The sequence below is a fragment of the Cytobacillus citreus genome (assembly GCF_018343665.1).
GTDB lineage: Bacteria > Bacillota > Bacilli > Bacillales > Cytobacillaceae > Cytobacillus > Cytobacillus citreus.
The window spans coordinates 182318-201026 of sequence record NZ_JAGYPM010000004.1; the positions used below are offsets into that span (position 1 = coordinate 182318).

Sequence of the window (18709 nt, forward strand, 5' to 3'; positions counted from 1 at the left end):
TTTATTTAGGCTTTAATTCGCTTTTGATTAATGCTGCCTCGACAAACAATCGTTTATCCGTTAAATATAAGGCGTCTAATGGGTAGCATGTCTCGAGTGCAATGGCTGGGTAAGCCATATCCGGCAAAGAATCGTTTACATTCAAAATGCGCTGTCCAGTAACTGAAAAAGTAAACACACCTTGTTCCGTTGTTACGGAAAATTCCATTCCTTCTTCCAGCTGATCTAAATGACGAAAGGTTGATGAGTTGTGCGCTGCGATGATGCTTGTTCCAATTTGTCCTGGAAATACAGTGCCTGGCAGATGGCCTGGGGCTTTGGCTAACTCCCTCTGTCCGGTTCCTTCTAAAATGGCTTCATGAATCCCGAGATTTGGAATGGTAAGCATACCGATGATCTCTCCATTTTTCGGTTGAACGATTAACTCTGGAGCTGGTTCAGGATACAGTCCAGTTTGATAATCCTCATGTGTTGGGCTGGTCTCATCCATATCGGAGGTTTTATCTTTTTCTGAGATTAAATCTGCAGTCAATTCTTGTACTGGATTTTCAGAAGAATTTTCTACATTGAAACTAGACTCTGCTTCTTCCTGTAAGGCATTGGACATGGCTTTGGAATAGCCTAATATGAAAAAAGGGAAAAGGAGGACAAATATGCCCAATGCAATCAATCCTCCAGATACCTTCTTAAGAGTTTTTCGAGTCATCGATTAATTCATACGGCGGCGAGCTAGTACTGGAAGTGCGATCCCTGCAAGAAGAAGGGCAGCTCCTCCAAAAACCCATGGCATCACATTCATTCCTGTAACAGGAGAAGTTGCGTTCTTCACTGGTGTATTAGGAGAAGTAACAACCCAACCAACCGGTGCTCCTTTAATTGGATGAGACAGTGTTGTTCCTTCGATCTTTGCAGGCACTTTATTTAATGAAAATGTGCCATCCACTAAAGTGTCATAGTATTTGCTGTTTGCATTAATTTTGTCGTTTGTATAGCTAAACATGACAGCTTTTTCAAACTTGCCGACTAATTCATTTGTTGAAAGATCTGTCACTTTGAAAGCGAAATTCATAAGTGCAGTTTCTCCATTGGGTGTATTTTTTTGGAAGTCTGCTAAAGGACCTTCTAACACTTGGAATTTCACTGTGTTTTTGAATGTACCTTCTGGGATATCGATTTTTACATCGCCATACTCAATGGAATAAGCTTTGTTAGGCTCGATTGTCTTCTCAGCGACTACATTTGGGAAACCAAGCGTTTGAAAATCTGGCACTGTTGAAGGTGGATTTTTCACCTCTGTAGGAGAAGTTACAGCCCAACCAACAGGAGCGCCTTTAATTGGATGAGACAGTGTCGTTCCTTCGATCGTTGCAGGCACTTTATTTAAAGAAAATGTGCCATCCACTAAAGTATCATAGTATTTGCTGTTTGCATTAATCTTTTCATTTGTGTAACTGAACATGACAGCTTTTTCAAACTTGCCGACTAATTCATTTGTAGAAAGGTCTGTCACTTTGAAAGCAAAATTCATAAGTGCAGTTTCTCCATCAGGTGTATTCTTTTGGAAGTCTGCTAACGGACCTTCTAACACTTGAAATTTCACTGTGTTTTTGAATGTACCTTCAGGGATATCGATTTTCACATCGCCATATTCAATGGAAGCAGCTTTGTTAGGTTCGATTGTCTTCTCTGCAACTACATTTGGAAAACCGAGCGTTTGAAAATCTGGCACTGTTGAAGGCGGGTTTTTCACCTCTGTAGGAGAAGTCACAGCCCAGCCAACAGGAGCGCCTTTAATTGGATGAGATAGTGTAGTTCCTTCGATTGTTGCCGGAACTTTATTTAAAGAAAATGTTCCATCCTCTAAAGTGTCATAGTATTTGCTGTTTGCATTAATTTTGTCGTTTGTATAGCTAAACATGACAGCTTTTTCAAACATTCCGACTAATTCATTTGTAGAAAGGTCTGTCACTTTGAAAGCAAAATTCATAAGTGCAGTTTCTCCATCAGGTGTATTCTTTTGGAAGTCTGCTAACGGACCTTCTAACACTTGAAATTTTACTGAATTTTTGAATGTACCTTCAGGGATATCAATTTTTACATCGCCATATGTAATCGAATCAGCTTTTCCGGGATCAATGATTTTCTCCGCGACTACATTTGGGAAACCAAGTGTTTGAAAATCTGGTGCTGCGGCAAATGCGGAAGTAGCCAGCAGCGAAAGGGTCATCAAAATCATCACAATAGCAAAAGAAAATCGTTTCATACATACATTCTCCTAACATATATTTTTTATTGCCTACACTAAAGTAAACGGATTGTTTGCTTGAACGGTTTGATATTAAAAAAATATTTTTTTTAGTAGGATTCTTCTGAAAATTTATGAATTTAACTAAAAGAATCAAACCGAAACAAACAATTCATCGTTTTAAATACTAAAGATATTTAAAAATGAGGAAGAGTGGCAAATGAAAAAGTGGTTTAGGAAACCATACGGAAAGAAGCTAAAAAAGCTTCATTTTTGGAATGCTTGGGTGGTGGTTTTCTTAGCAGTCACAGGCTTAATTCTATATATTCCTTCTTTTCGCGGACCCCTTGCATTCATGAGGGTAGGATTAAAAGAGATTCATATAATAGCAGGAATTGTGTCTGTAATCATTCTTTTAGAAGGGGGCAGTTCAATCCTACAGAGGGGTGGCATGCTATGTGTGAGTAATTCAATTAACCATCAGTGGGTACGAATAAAACTCCCACTGATGAATCTCCTTATGCTGCTTCTACTGATGCTGATTTACGCTTTTTCCCTAAAAGGTTGACGAAAAGGACACCAGAGATCGCAATGATGCCGCCAATGATAGAAATTGTACTTGGCCACTCATCTAGCCAAATCCATGCAACGATAATAGCAATGATTGGTTCCAAATACAGCAGGCTTGTTACAGAGCTAGCTTTTCCCATTGAAAGGGCAAGCGCCCAAGTAACATAGCCAATAGCCGCAGGAAATACACCAACAAAAATGGCAGATAGGTGTGCTTCCATCGTTGCATGCTGTAATTCTTGAAAAAGTCCTGGAGAAAATATAAGAAAAGGCAATGTTCCAATCCAAGTAAAATAGGCCGTTAATTCTATCGGGTGATAGCGATTTAAAAGTGGTTTTTGAAAAACAAAAAATACCGATGTGGCAATTGCTGACATCAGTATTAAAAGGGCTCCTTGAGAAATTCTTAGAGATTCTCCAGATCCAAAAGTGATGATCACAATCCCTATAAAACCAATTCCTAGGCCAACCCAGCCGAGTATACCTAGCCGTTCTTTTAATACAATTACAGCTAGGACCGCTGAGAAGATAGGAGTTGAACCGATAAGCATACCAGCAGTACCTGCAGATACTGTTTGTTCACCGAAAGTTACCCCAATGTGATAGATACTAATGCCAATGAAGGCTAGTATTGATATTCTTAGAAGATCTTCCTTTTTTGGCAACCGAAATTTAACACCTGGCCAAAGTGCATACAAGACAAAGATACCCGAAGCAATAAGATAACGGACAAGGATTAAATGGCCGGATGAATAGCCTCCATGTAAACTTGCTCGAATTGCAGCAAATGTAGATCCCCAAATAATGACTGTAAATGAGGCTAATAAAAATGCCTTAGCGTTCAATCTGCTCCCCCCACCCATAATTTCATAAGAACAAGTTATCATGAGAGGGTAATGGACGCAATATGGGATAGCCATTTATCGCAGATTAACGGGCAGTAAGACCCCCACTTCAAGGTTGCGAGAGAATGAAAGAAACCTAAGTGGGGGATCAACTGCCCATAAAGGCCCATAAAATGAACACAGACTAAAAGCGCCACATCGTGTGGCAACGTCTGCGTGACCCACTTCCTGTGGGCCGCAACTAACCATCAGTGGGGGATGAAAGCCGACTAAGAACGCCACGTCCTGTGGCAACGTCGGCACTAGCACGTCCTGTACGTCGGAAAACCCCCACTGATGGAAGTTTCACTTTATATTGGATATGGGGTATTCTTATCTTTAGATTAAATATGCTATCCTATTAAAATAGGGTTTTTCCTTATATGGTTTATCCCGCATTAACGGGCAGTAAGACCCCTACCTCAAGATTGAGAGAGAAGCGAGGAAGATAGGTGGGGGACAACTGCCCGTAAAAGCCCGTAAAATGAACACAGACTAAAAGCGCCACATCGTGTGGCAACGTCTGCGTGACCCACTTCCTGTGGGCCGCAACTAACCATCAGTGGGGGATGAAAAAAACCCCCACTGATGGAAGTTTCACTTTATGCAGAAAGGAAGTTAGAAGATGCGGAAGTTAACTTTGATTATTCCAATTATGCTCTTTGTAGGAGCTCTTGCGATGTGGATGCTTAAGAGAGATTATTCGGAAATTGAATATGGTACGAGAGTGTTGATTTCAGTTGGGGCAGCAATTCTTTCAGGAGTCATTTCATTTTTCCTATTTAAGTCAAATAAAGATAAAAACTAAGCATAAGGACTTGGTAAATGTCACGTTCTTCTTATAGTACTCAAAGCCGGGAAAATAAGTGAAGTGCCCGGCTTCAAGTGCTTTTCCTTTTTCTCATAGTGTTATCGCCAAATTCTATTCCCAAAGCGTCAACCGCTATATGCCTTCATCAAGAAGTTGTGAGTAATAGTGATTGAAATGAAGGGAATATCTTTTGGCATTTCATAATATGATTTAGTAGAAAGGGAGGAATGGGGAGGATAAGGATTGAGCAATTCGCTGATTACAAGAGAAATGCTGGTTCATTACAATGAGTTAAATTTTAAGAAAAAAGAGATTGAATCCCAATTAGATGAGTTGAAGAAGGTTTTCAATCAATATTTTGACATAACCATTGGGAAAAATGCTAAAGGTGAAATGATTATTAATGATTACAAGCTGCAAAGGCAAGTAAGAACCACTGAAAAATATGAACAGGAAGCTACTGTCCATAGATTAGAGGAATTGAATTTAACGGACCTTATTCAGAAGAAACCAGACGAAGCAAAAATAAAATCCGCATTGAATCTTGGACTTTTAAAGGATGAAGATTTAGAAGGCTGCAAAACAATTAATACAACTCAAGCAATCTATGTAAAACATTTAGAGTCTAAATAATATTGTAAGATCATTTAGGAGCCTATAAGGGCTTTTTTTAGTTCCTTTTTATTATTACGGCTTAATAAAATAAATTCTCTATTAATAATGTTATAATATTAAAATAATATAATCTTCTACATCTGAATGGAGTTAGAAAATGGAAAGTATTTCGGTTATATCAATTTTAGATGTTGTCGGTGAATTATTTTCAGATGAAATTTCAATTGCAGTTTCTAATACGAAGGAATACGTTTATTATCGGCCAAGTAAACGTGTCGATTTAAAAATTAAGGCTGGTGATCCTATAAAGGAAGGAACGATTGCATTTAAGGCGATCGTCACTGGACTAAAGGTATCTGAGTTTATCAATCGTGATGTATTTGGGGTTCCTTATCATGGCATGGCTGTACCTTTTCATCATAATGGCTTATTAGAAGGATGTGTCACTGCAATTTATCCTGCATTAACAGATGGAAAGTCGGTCGTTACCGTGAGAAGCCATGATGGCTGGAGGCCGATTCCCTTTTCGAATGTTGTGTATTTAGAGGCAAAGGATAAGAAAACCTTTGTCCATACGGTGGGGTACTCAGGTACACATAAATTCTCGCTTCAGGAATTTGAGTATTTGCTGCCAAAGGATTCTTTTATTCGTTGCCACCGATCCTTTATCGTGAATGTCAATCATATAAAGGAAATATATCCTGATACACATTCAACTTTTTTACTTGTAATGGATAATGGTGCTCAGTTAACAGTAAGCCAATCTTATTCAAGTTATTTTCGGAAACTATTAGGATTTTAGAAATATTCTGTTTTATACAGAAAATGTGGTAGCTTATCCGAATTTTCTATAATTTAATCCCAAAACTCCTATTTCCTATTTTTTCATAGGTAAAATGATTATAACTTCATAAATGGGAGTGGGATGGGGAATGAAAAAGGGGTTTGAACGAATTAGTAATCAACGTTTGCTTGATCGAGTTGTCTCACCTGAAGAAGCTGGTTCATGGATTCAAGACGGCATGACCTTGGGGCTAAGCGGCTTTACACGTGCGGGGGACGTGAAAGCGGTACCATTTGCATTAGTTGAAAGGGCGAAGACAGAAGCCTTTAAAGTGAATGTCTACACAGGAGCTTCTTTAGGTTCAGATGTTGATAAATTATTTGCTGAAGTGGGGATTATTAATAAAAGGCTACCTTTCCAAGCAGATCCGACGATGAGAAGAGGAATTAATCAAGGGGACTTCTTATTTGTCGACCAGCATTTATCTCATACGGCTGAGCTAGTACGTGCCAATGTGATGGAACCAATTGATTTCGCAATTTTGGAAGCGGTTTCTATAACCGAGGATGGCATGATCATCCCGTCCACTTCAATTGGGAATTCCTTAACCTTTGCACAGCATGCAAAAGCCATTATTGTGGAAATTAATCTTGCACAATCTACAGAATTAGAAGGCTTACATGATTTGTATGAACCGGGAAAACAGGGAGAAAGGGATCCTATTCCTCTTACAAAAGTAGACGATCGAATCGGTATGAAGGGAATAAAAGTGGACGTAGAAAAAATTAAAGGGATTGTTTTTACGAATCAAGTGGATTCACCGTCTACGATTGTTCCACCTGATGAAGAAACAAAGATTATGGCTCAGCACTTATTGTCCTTTTTGCGAAAAGAGATTGAAGCGGGAAGACTGACGGAAAAGCTTGCTCCACTTCAGTCAGGGATTGGATCAGTTGCCAATGCTGTTCTTCATGGAATGCTAGATTCAGAATTTGAAAATTTAGAGGTTTATTCTGAAGTATTGCAGGATGCAGTGTTTGATTTAATGGATGCAGGAAAAGTTAGCTTTGCTTCATGCTGCTCCATCACTTTATCCGATGATAAAATGAAGGAAGTATTCTCGAACTTTGATAAATACCGTGATCGTCTAATTATGAGACCACAGGAAATATCGAATCATCCTGAAATCATTCGTCGTCTTGGTTTGATTTCCATTAATACAGCATTAGAGCTAGATATTTATGGAAATGTGAACTCTACACATGTATTAGGTACGAAAATGATGAATGGCATCGGTGGCTCGGGTGATTTTGCAAGGAATGCACGTCTTGCGATTTTTGTCACGAAATCAATTGCTAAAGACGGTAAAATCTCAAGCATTGTCCCTTTTGTATCACATGTGGATCATACTGAACATGATGTGGACGTGATTGTTACGGAGCAGGGCTACGCAGACCTGCGAGGACTAGCACCAAGACAGCGCGTAGAACTAATTATTGAAAATTGTGCTCATCCAATGTACCGTGACCAGCTTCGTGAATATTATCAAGAAGCATTAACAAGAGGTGGACAAACTCCTCATGTTTTGGAAAAAGCTCTTTCATGGCATACGGATTTTGCTAAGAATGGAACGATGTTAAAGGCTGTACCAGCGACGGTATAAAATATATAATTTCAAATAAAGTATAATCAGTGGGGTTCATATAACCTATTAAATAGTTTAAGAAGTGGTCTCATCAGGTAACCGTGAGACCACTTTTTGCTTGATCCCTAAGTGAAGTGGTTTCATAAGTCATCCATGAGACCACTTTTCGTTTAATTCCTAAGTGAAGTGGTCTATTAAGTATAAGTGCAACTATGCCTTAAATCTTGGCCTTAAAATGCTAGCCAGTCGACGAGTGTTCTTTATATTAACTTTTTTATGAGTAATTTAGCGATTTCCATTGCCTGATCATTTAATCTCATCGTGGAATAATAATTAAATAATTCTTTATTCGAGCGTTCAATTAAATAATAAAATCCATTTTTACTGAACATTGGTAATGCTTTATCGACTAAATATTGATGATATTCTTTCTCTTTACATTTTAATAAATAGATAAGGAGTTTAAAAAGATGAATATATAATAATGAATTCATATTTTTTGCAATCGTAAACCCATTTTCAGCAAGTAGAATAAGTTCATTTTTTGGTAAAAGTCCTCCTTCTAATGAACTTCGAATATACCCCTCTAAAGAAAGTAAATAGGAATTCGATACTTGATCTTTTATTGACATAGATTCCTTATAATAAATACTTGCTAGCTCATAGTTAGACCTTCGTAAATATTCAAATGCAAGATTATGCAATACTCTTGCTTTCCGATCAAGGGCATTACATAATTCACAACTCTTAATTAAATTTTTTAATCGTTTAATAATTTCATCATCTGTACTGAAGTCATTTTTTACTTGAATAAGCATTAGCATCTCTGCATCAATGACTCTAAGATAGTTATTTATGTTCTTAAAATATTGATGTGCCTTTTCGGCATAATAATATGCTAACATAGGTGATTGTGTCGTGTGATAAGCAACTGCTAGATGATAATAATATTCCGGGTTATTATAAACAGTAATTTGAATTGATTTAAACGATTGTATTGCACTTATATAATCTTGTTTTTCTAAATAATAAATACCAAATGTATGCATTAATAAATTGGTTTCATAAGGTGAGAGTCTATTTAATTTTCTTTGAATATTTTTGAGGATTTTAAATGCCTCATTTGACTTATGATACATAAGCAAATACCTAGCTCGGAGTAATTGATACATGTATACATATTTCGAAATTTCTAATAATTCATCATGCTCTAGCTCACTATTAATTTGATCCATTTCATTATAAAGCTGCATAATAATCGTTTCTTGCCAATACAGTAATTTTTGTTTGATATTCGTAAGTTTAGTTAACTCTTCTTCCATATTAATCTCAAGTCGTTTACATAATAAATTGGTAATTTCTGTAGCGTAAGTTGTTTGGGCACACTCTATTTTACTAATATGAGATGTTGAACATATATCTTTTCCTAATTGTTCTTGGGTGAGTTTTTTTTTTCTCGATAAAACTTAATGATTTTCCCCTCATACATAACCAAAGCCCCCCTATTTCATATCGATAACAATAAAATTCTAGCCAAGCCTGCGGTTATACATTAATAATTTTATTCGATATTTATTCAATATTCAGAAATATATCCTAATTATCCTTATCATCCCACATTTCTCCTTTTCTGAAAATTAAACATAGGATGTAACTCTTGTTGCTATTTGTTCTATGCCTGCATAAAACAAAAGTACTATACCAAATCGTAATATTATATTTCTACATAATGAATAAATGTCAAATATATCATATAGTTTTTAGTTCTATATACACATTTTAATCAATTGTTTTTTCTTGTTTTCGTAAAATTCTATTAATTATATTTATTTCCCCCATTTTAAGAGAAAATACACCACTAAAAATATTGATTTCGACAAAATCATAAAAAATATTTTTCCTGATAATAACTTGAAATTCTATTTTAACTTTGTTTAAATGACAATCTTTTTAATGAAAGACTGAAAATATTTAGACAATATTTACAACATTCCTTCTAAAAATAGCCGAAAATTCTTTTTAAATATGGATAAAATGATGTTTTTTGGTATAAAAGTATTAAAAAAAATATTAATTGTTTCATAGTGAAATCCCCCAATTTACTATTTTTTAAGGGGAATGTACACTTCGAATTGTATTCATTATCATACAAGGGGGAAAAGAGAGCAAAGGTCAAAGAAAGATTAAATCTATCCATACATAGAAGGTTGGTGTTCATCTGAAAAAATAAAAAATATAACACTGAATCTCAAGTTTAATGTAAGAAAATTTCAAAAAAGGAGTCGAATTGATGAAAAGGAACAGACATGGTCTTGTTGCAGTTAACTTAATTTTATGCATGTTGTTACTCGTCTCTACTTTTTTACCTCAACTCACCTTTGCTAATTCCAACTCCGATGCAAGTATTTCTCTGCTTGAAAATTCTGATGTAGCATCTAAAAATGTGAAAGCAAAGGTAGATAAAAAACTGAATGATCAGTTTAGTAAGGATGAAACGGTTACATTTTTATTAAAATTAAAAGATCAAGTGGATACAAAAAATGTTGCCACCGAAACAGCTAAAAAAGCAAAAGCTCAAAAACAAACTGCTGCCAAAACCGAATTGATGAAACGCTCTGCTGTCGTTTCTTCCCTTCGCGCTAAAGCTAGCGAAACTCAATACTCGATCAAAACCTATCTGGATCAAGAAAAAAAGAAGGGAAATGTCGAAGAGTTTCAATCCTTCTATATCGTCAATGGCATGGCGGTAACAGGAACCAAAGAAGTGATGGAGAAGCTTGCTACCTTCCCTGAAGTCGAAAAAATCCTGCCAAACGAAACGGTACAGCTGAGCTCAAATGAAAGCAGTGAAACATCCATCCAACCAACAGCTGATACCCAAGCAGACACCACTTCAATCGAATGGAATATTGCAAAAATCGACGCACCACAAGCATGGAATATGGGCATTGATGGTACGGGAACTGTAGTCGCTAGTATCGATACAGGAGTCCAGTGGAATCACCCTGCTTTAAAAGAAAAGTATCGGGGTTACAACCCAGCCAATCCAGATCAACCTGATAACACTTTCAACTGGTTTGACGCTGTTTCTGGACAAGCTGCACCTAGTGATAACGTTGGCCGTGGTACCCACGTCATAGGAACAATGGTGGGTTCTGAGCCTAATGGCACGAACCAAATCGGTGTGGCTCCAGGTGCAAAATGGATTGCTGTAAAAGCCTTTACCCCGACTAGTGGAACCCAAGTTGATCTACTGGAAGCTGGAGAATGGGTTTTAGCTCCAAAAGATGCTGAGGGCAATCCACATCCAGAAAAAGCACCTGACGTAGTGGTCAACTCTTGGGGTCTTCCACCAGGAACCGATGAATGGTTCCGCCCAATGGTGCAAAACTGGCGTGCAGCTGAGATTTTCCCTGCGTTCGCTGCTGGAAATTACGGTCCAAAAGCTGGAAGCATCTCCAACCCAGCCAATTATCCGGAATCCTTCGCTATTGGCGCAACGGATAGTAATAATCGAGTTGTTTCTTTCTCTTCACGCGGTCCTTCGACATATGGAGAAGTGAAGCCAGATATTTCCGCCCCAGGTGCAAACATCCGCTCTTCCGTACCAGGCAGCAGCTATGAAGTCAATGGGAATGGAACTTATATGTCTGCACCACAAGTTGCAGGAGTTGTTGCTTTGATGAAGCAGGCGAATGCCTCTCTTACCGTTGATGAAATGGAACAAATTTTATTGGATACGGCAATCCCATTAACTGACTCACTCTATCCAACTTCACCAAACAATGGTTATGGTCATGGTCTAGTGAACGCCTATAACGCTGTCTCTTCCATAATCAGCGGACTAGGCCAAGTTCAGGGACAAGTGGTTAGTGAAGATCAAGATATTGAGAATCCAACATATCTGCATACCGCTCCAACGGAAACATATTCGAATGTGGTATTACCTCTTACTGTTCAAGTACAAGACAATTTCAGGATAGACAGTGTAGAGCTACAATACCGTGCAAGCGAAACTGCCGAATGGCAAACAGTAGCGGCAACTCGTACCGCAGGTGACTATAAGAGCGGAACGTACCAAGCCGTGATTCCGGATGATGCCGTACAGGTCCCAACCCTTACCTATCATTGGCGCATCACGGACTATGGACAAAACGTGGTTACTTCTGACGATTACGTAGTACCAGTCAAACCTGGAATCAGCACAGGTTACTATCAAGATTTTGAATCTCAACCAAATGGTTGGATCTCCTACGGTACCCAAAACACTTGGGAGTGGGGAGTACCTACCTTTGCCAATGGACCAGGAATAGCTGCTTCTGGTGAAAAAGTGTATGGAACCAATTTAGATGGCAACTATGACAACAATGCCAATATGAGCTTGATGATGCCTCCCATCGTCCTGCCTGAAGGTAACGCCTATCTGCAATTTAAAGACTGGTATGCCATTTTAAATTACGACTATGGTCAGGTGCTTGTGTCGACAGACAAACAAAACTGGCAACAGCTGTACAGCATCACTCGTAGCTCTGAGAAATGGATTGAACGCCGAATCGATTTATCAGCATATGCTGGTCAAAGAATCTATATCGCCTTTAACGTCACCACAGATTCTACTGGCACAAAAGCAGGTTGGTATATCGATGATGTCGCCTTAAGCAATACACCACTTACCACAGCCAATGTAGAACTAGAAGATGTACAACAAGACAAGCTGCTAGCTAGACAATTGGAAAATGAGCTACAAACCAATAAAAAAGCAGTCAACCCGGAAGCAATCAAACCAACAGAAATACAAAACGTGATGGCACCTACCGCCACGATCACACAGGCAGCAGTCCAACCAATGTCTCTTCCACTTGGAGCTACAGTGAGCGTGCTCGAATCCGGACGTTCTGTGACCACCAACCCAGTTGATGGCAGCTATGGTATGATTCATCCTGCTGGTGAGTTCACCTTACGTGCTGAAACATCATATGGGTATTACTCTACAGATCAACGGGTGAATATTCCTGCCGATGGTACAGTAGAAGCCAACTTTACATTAAAACCGATCCCGAAAGGAACTATTAACGGAACGGTCATAAACAAGCAAACAGGTCAGCCGCTCGCTAACGCAACACTCTCTCTGATCGAAGACGCGCTCATTCAACCTGTACAAACAGATGAAAACGGACGCTTCTCCATCACTGCCTATGAAGGAACGTATACCTTACATGTATTCAATCCTCTCTATTACGGCCAAGATATCACGATCACCATCCCAGCAAACGGAAATATCGAACAAAACATTCCGTTACAACCATTTGTCGGCTATCCTAATGAGATTGGCTATGATGATGGTACCGAAGAAGACGCTCTCATTTGGCATACTGTTGGAAATGATTATGGTTGGGGTTGGGGTGTGAAAATGTCTCTACCTGAAGGCAAAAATAGCGCCTTAATCACCGCTGGTCTCTTCCGCCTTGGGGATAACTCATATCCGGCCTTTAAGGTTGCCATCTATGATGCTAGTGGACCGAATGGTGCACCTGGTAGAAAATTGGCAGGTCCGTTGAGTGCGACTGCACAAAGGATTGGAGAATGGACAGTTGTCGATCTGAAAGGCGAAGGAGTCATAGTAAACGACGACTTCTATATGGTCTATATCCAACCAAAGTCCTCCCCATATACACCAGCACTTGCTTCTGATTCAAGCAGTCCATACGCAGGTCATAGCTGGCAACTGTATAACGGAGTTTGGTCCAAATCCCCTGAAAAATACGGAAACGTTATGATTCGGGCGCGGGTAGACTTTGAAGCGATGACTCCAGTGATTACAACGCCTAAAGATGAAGCCTACACCAATCAACCTACTTTCACAGTAGAAGGAAAGGCTTCACCTACTGCCCTAGTTCATCTCTTTAATAATGGTGAAGAAATAGCTGCCGCACCAACCAGAGAGGATGGCACCTTCTCCGTAAATGTGCCTCTCCAAAACGGAAAAAACGTGCTGACAGCTACCTCTTCTACCGATCGAGGTAGCACGGATCCGTCTGAGCCAGTGAAGATCATCCTTGACCAGGCAAAACCAGAACTAACCATCACCAAACCTACTGAAGGCTTCAAGATGAATCAGAAAGCGGTTACGATCGAAGGAAAAGCAACTGATCCATATCTAGCAGAAGTCACCGCAAATGGTCAAAAAGCGAATGTTGCAGAAGATGGCTCCTACTCTATAGATGTACTACTCAATAATGGAGAAAACAAATTTACCGTCACTGCTAAGGACCGCGCTGGAAATGAAACTAGCAAGGAAGTCACTGTTTACGCCAAGTTTAATCCACCTGCGATCAAAAATTTAAAACCCGCTCAAAATGTGGTGATAAAAACGGGTGATAAGTTAACCGTCGAACTAGATAGTGAGCCAGGAATTAGCGGTTTCTTCTTGATCCGCTTACCTTCAGCCTATGCAACCGCCACCGCCACTTCTGCTGAAATAGTGTTAATAGAGCAAGGAGAAGGTCATTATGTTGGTACCTGGACGGCACCAAAAGAAAAGTTCAATGGTGCTGAGATTGAAGTGGTGATGAGAGACGATTACGGAAACGAATCTCGTCAAATAGCCACTGGTAAAGTGTATGTCAACGTAAAACCTAAATAAATCTTTGATTGATAGATTAATAGTTTCAATGTAAAAAACATTTATAAAATAAAGCAAGTTGGTGGCCATCTACAACAGTTGGTGGCCATCTTCAATAAAAAAATACAGCTCTGTAACGCAATTTTTAATGCCAGCAAATTTAGGGAGGATTCAAATTGATAAAAAGGAAAAGACATGGCCAGGTCGCATTTAGTTTTATTTTATGTGCATTATTGTTGATCTCTACTTTTTTACCTCAGTTCGCTTTGGCTAATTCCAACTCCGATGCAAGTATTTCTCTTCATGAAAGTTCTAAGGCAGTATCTGACAATGTGGAAACAAAGATAGATAAAAAACTGAACGATCAGTTTAATAAGAATGAAACGGTTACATTTTTATTAAAATTAAAAGATCAAGTGGATACAAACAAAGTTGCCACCGAAACAGCTAAAAAAGCTAAAGCTCAAAAACAAACTGCTGCCAAAACCGAATTGATGAAACGCTCTGCTGTCGTTTCTTCCCTTCGCGCTAAAGCTAGCGAAACTCAATACTCGATCAAAACCTATCTGGATCAAGAAAAAAAGAAGGGAAATGTCGAAGAGTTTCAATCCTTCTATATCGTCAATGGCATGGCGGTAACAGGAACCAAACAAGTGATGGACAAGCTTGCTACCTTCCCTGAAGTCGAAAAAATCCTGCCCAACGAAACGGTACAGCTGAGCTCAAATGAAAGCAGTGAAACATCCATCCAACCAACAGCTGATACCCAAGCAGACACCACTTCAATCGAATGGAATATTGCACGAATCGAGGCACCACAAGTCTGGAAAAATACAGGTATTGATGGTACAGGAATTGTAGTCGCTAGTATCGATACAGGAGTTCAGTGGGATCACCCTGCTTTAAAAGAAAAGTATCGGGGTTACAATCCAGCCAATCCAGATCAACCTGATAACACTTACAACTGGTTTGACGCTGTTTCTGGACAAGCTGCACCTAATGATACCGTTGGCCATGGTACCCACGTCACAGGAACAATGGTGGGCTCTGAGCCTAATGGCACGAACCAAATCGGTGTGGCTCCAGGTGCAAAATGGATTGCTGTAAAAGCCTTTACCACGACTGGTGGAACCCAAGTTGATCTGCTGGAAGCTGGAGAATGGATTTTAGCTCCAAAAGATGCTGAGGGCAACCCGCATCCAGAAAAAGCACCTGACGTAGTGAACAACTCCTGGGGTGGTGGAGCAGGAAAAGATGACTGGTATCGCCCAATGGTGCAAAACTGGCGAGCAGCTGAAATTTTCCCTTCGTTCTCTGCTGGAAATGCCGGTCCGACTAATGGAAGCATCTCCATCCCAGGCACCTATCCAGAATCGTTCGCTACTGGCGCAACGGATAGTAATAATCAGCTTGCTTCTTTCTCCGCACGCGGTCCTTCGCCATACGGAGAAGTGAAGCCAGATATTTCCGCACCGGGTGCAAACATTCGTTCTGCATTACCAGGTAGCAGCTATGGAACCAAGGACGGAACATCGATGGCTGCACCACAAGTTTCTGGGGTTGTTGCCTTGATCAAACAGGCGAACGCTTCTCTTACCGTTGATCAAATTGAACGAATTTTATTTGATACGGCAATCCCATTAACTGACTCACTCTATCCAACTTCACCAAACACTGGTTATGGTCATGGTCTAGTTAACGCCTATGACGCTGTCTCCTCCATTGTCAGCGGAAAAGGCCGAGTTCAGGGACAAGTGGTTCGTGAAGGTCAAGATACTGAAAATCCAACTTATCAGCATACCGCTCTAACGGAAACTTATTCGAATATGACATTACCTCTTACTGTTCAAGTACAAGACAATGTCAGTGTAATCAGTGTAGAGCTGCAATACCGTGCAAGCGAAACTGCCGAATGGCAAACAGTGTCGGCAGTTCGTACCGTAGGTGACTATAAGAGCGGAACGTACCAAGCCGTGATTCCGGCTGATGCCGTACAGGTCCCAACCCTTACCTATCATTGGCGCATCAAGGACTTTGGGCAAAACGTGGTTACTTCTGACGATTACGTAGTACCAGTCAGCCCTGGAATAAGCACCGGTTACTATCAAGATTTTGAATCTCAACCAACTGGTTGGATCTCCTACGGTACCCAAAACACTTGGGAGTGGGGAGTGCCTGCCTTTGCCAATGGACCAGGAAACGCCGCTTCTGGTGAAAAAGTGTACGGAACCAATTTAAAAGGTTACTATGGCAACAATGCCAATATGAGCTTGATGATGCCCCCCATCGTCCTGCCTGAAGGTAACGCCTATCTGCAATTTAATGACTGGTATCAAATTGAAAGCTACGACTATGGTCATGTGCTTGTATCGACAGACCAACAAAACTGGGAACAGCTGTCCCGCTTTACTGGTAATTCTCAGACATGGACTCAACGCCAAATTGATCTATCCGCCTATGCTGGTCAACGAATCTATATCGCCTTTAACATCATCACAAACTTTACTAACGTGAAAGCAGGTTGGTATATCGATGATGTCGCCTTAAGCAATACACCACTTACCACAGCCAATATAGAACTAGAAGATGTACAACAAGACAAGCTGCTAGCTAGACAATTGGAAAATGAGCCACAAAACAATAAAAAAGCAGTCAACCCGGAAGCAATCAAACCAACAGAAATACAAAACGTGATGGCACCTACCGCCACGATCACGCAGGCAGCAGTCCAACCCATGTCCCTGCCGCTTGGAGCTACAGTGAGCGTGCTTGAATCCGGACGTTCTGTGATCACCAACCCAGCTGATGGTAGCTATGGTATGATTCATCCTGCTGGTGAGGTCACCTTACGTGCTGAATCATATGGATATTACTCTACAGATCAACGAGTGAATATTCCTGCCGATGGTACAGTTGAAGCCAACTTTACCTTAAACCCGATGCCGCAAGGAACGGTTAGCGGAACGGTCACAAACAAGCAGACCGGTCAGCCGCTCGCTAACGCAACACTCTCTCTGATCGAAGACGCGCTCATTCAACCTATACAAACAGATGAAAACGGACGCTTCTCCATCACTGCCTATGAAGGAACCTATACCTTACATGTATCGGCGCCTTTCTATCAGCGCCAAGATATCACGATTACCATTCCAGCAAACGGAAATATCGAACAAAACATTCCGTTACAACCATTTATCGGCTATCCTGGTGAGATTGGCTATGATGATGGTACCGAAGAAGACGCTCGCGCTTGGAATACTGCTGGAAATGGTTGGGCTGTAAAAATGTCTCTACCTGAAGGCAAAAATAGAGCCTTAATCACCGCTGGTCTCTTCCGTCTCTGGGATGACACATGGCCGGTTCCAGGTGGAACAGCTTTTCAGGTTGCCATCTATGATGCTAGTGGACCGAATGGTGCTCCTGGTAAAAAAGTAGCGGGGCCATTTAATGCGACTGCACTAAAGAACGGGCAATGGACAGTTGTTGATCTGAAAAGCGAAGGAGTCGTGGTAAACGGCGACTTCTATATGGTTTATATCCAACAAAACGCTTACCCGTATACACCAGCACTCGCTGCTGATAAAAGCAGTCGAAACGTAGGTCATAGCTGGCAACTGAATAACGGAAGTTGGTCCCAATCCCCTAAAGAGGATGGAAATATGATGATTCGGGCACGGGTAGACTTTGAAGCGATGACTCCAGTAATCACAACGCCTAAAGATGCAGCCTACACCAATCAATCTACTATTACGGTAGAAGGAAAAGCTACACCTACTACCCAGGTTCATCTGTTCAATAAAGGCGAAGAAGTGGCTACCACACCAGCCAGAAAGGATGGCACCTTCACTGTAGATGTGACTCTCCAAAACGGAGAAAACGTACTGACTGCTACCTCTTCTACCGTTCGAGGCAGTACGTATCCGTCTGAGCCAGTGAAGATCATCCTTGACCAAGAAAAACCAGAACTAACTATCATCAAACCTGCTGAAGGCTTCAAAACCAATCAGAAATCGGTTACGATCGAAGGAAAAGCAACTGATCCATATCTAGCAGAAGTCACCGCAAATGGTCAAAAAGCGAATGTTGCAGAAGATGGCTCCTACTCCATAGATGTACTACTCAATAATGGAGAAAACAAATTTACTGTCACTGCTAAGGACCGCGCTGGAAATGAAACTAGCAAAGAAGTCACTGTTTACACCAAGTTTAATCCACCTGCGATTGAAAACTTACAACCCGCTCAAAATGTGGTGATAAAACATGGTGACACATTGACCATCGAACTAGATAGTGAGCCAGGAATTAGTGGTTTCTTCTCGGTCCGTGCAACTTCAGCCTATGCAACCGCAACCGCCACTACTGCTGAAATAGTGTTAATAGAGCAAGGAGAAGGTCACTATGTTGGTACATGGAAGGCACCAAAAGGAAAGGTCAACGGTGCTGTGATTGAAGTGGTAATGAGAGACGATTACGGAAATGAATCTCGTCAAAAAGCCGCTGGTAAAGTGTATGTCAACGTAAAACCTAACTAAA

General features: G+C 40.4%; 10 protein-coding genes. 6 read left to right on the top strand and 4 right to left on the bottom strand.

What is annotated here, in order from left to right:
* Nucleotide 1 precedes the first annotated feature (1 nt).
* From KHA94_RS17560 to KHA94_RS17570, 3 genes are all read right to left on the bottom strand, one after another.
* The gene (locus KHA94_RS17560) at nt 2-661 is read right to left on the bottom strand and encodes a class D sortase (RefSeq protein ID WP_213103434.1); all 660 of its coding nucleotides are present in this window, start codon (nt 659-661) and stop codon (nt 2-4) included.
* Nucleotides 662-709: 48 nt separating this feature from the next.
* Entirely contained in the window at nt 710-2263 is a 1554-nt protein-coding gene (locus KHA94_RS17565) for a hypothetical protein (RefSeq protein ID WP_213103436.1), read from the bottom strand.
* A 500-nt stretch (nt 2264-2763) separates the two neighbouring features.
* A complete protein-coding gene (locus KHA94_RS17570; protein WP_213103437.1) occupies nt 2764-3660 on the bottom strand; it encodes a DMT family transporter in 897 nt (298 codons plus the stop codon).
* A gap of 664 nt (nt 3661-4324) precedes the next feature.
* Between KHA94_RS17570 and KHA94_RS17575 the strand changes: the two genes are divergently transcribed.
* The 4 genes from KHA94_RS17575 (at nt 4325) to KHA94_RS17590 (ending at nt 7572) form a co-directional block, all read left to right on the top strand.
* Nucleotides 4325-4507: a histidine kinase gene (locus KHA94_RS17575; protein WP_213103438.1), complete on the top strand. Its 183-nt coding sequence runs from the start codon at nt 4325-4327 to the stop codon at nt 4505-4507.
* Between the two features lie 246 nt (nt 4508-4753).
* A complete protein-coding gene (locus KHA94_RS17580; RefSeq protein ID WP_249365585.1) occupies nt 4754-5143 on the top strand; it encodes a hypothetical protein in 390 nt (129 codons plus the stop codon).
* A 139-nt stretch (nt 5144-5282) separates the two neighbouring features.
* Complete coding sequence (locus KHA94_RS17585; protein WP_213103439.1) at nt 5283-5927, top strand: LytTR family DNA-binding domain-containing protein; 645 nt, start codon at nt 5283-5285, stop codon at nt 5925-5927.
* A gap of 130 nt (nt 5928-6057) precedes the next feature.
* Nucleotides 6058-7572 carry an acetyl-CoA hydrolase/transferase family protein gene (locus tag KHA94_RS17590; protein WP_213103440.1) on the top strand — a complete coding sequence of 505 codons (1515 nt, stop codon included), beginning with the start codon at nt 6058-6060 and terminating at the stop codon, nt 7570-7572.
* Nucleotides 7573-7814: 242 nt separating this feature from the next.
* Here the strand turns inward: KHA94_RS17590 and KHA94_RS17595 are convergent, their stop codons facing one another.
* A complete protein-coding gene (locus tag KHA94_RS17595) occupies nt 7815-8876 on the bottom strand; it encodes a tetratricopeptide repeat protein (RefSeq protein WP_213103441.1) in 1062 nt (353 codons plus the stop codon).
* Between the two features lie 968 nt (nt 8877-9844).
* Here KHA94_RS17595 and KHA94_RS17600 point away from each other — a divergent pair.
* Together KHA94_RS17600 and KHA94_RS17605 are read left to right on the top strand one after the other, a co-directional pair.
* The gene (locus KHA94_RS17600; RefSeq protein ID WP_213103442.1) at nt 9845-14197 is read left to right on the top strand and encodes a S8 family peptidase; all 4353 of its coding nucleotides are present in this window, start codon (nt 9845-9847) and stop codon (nt 14195-14197) included.
* Between the two features lie 158 nt (nt 14198-14355).
* On the top strand, nt 14356-18708 hold the full coding sequence (locus tag KHA94_RS17605) for a S8 family serine peptidase (RefSeq protein WP_213103910.1): 4353 nt from the start codon (nt 14356-14358) through the stop codon (nt 18706-18708).
* Nucleotide 18709: the final 1 nt, after the last annotated feature.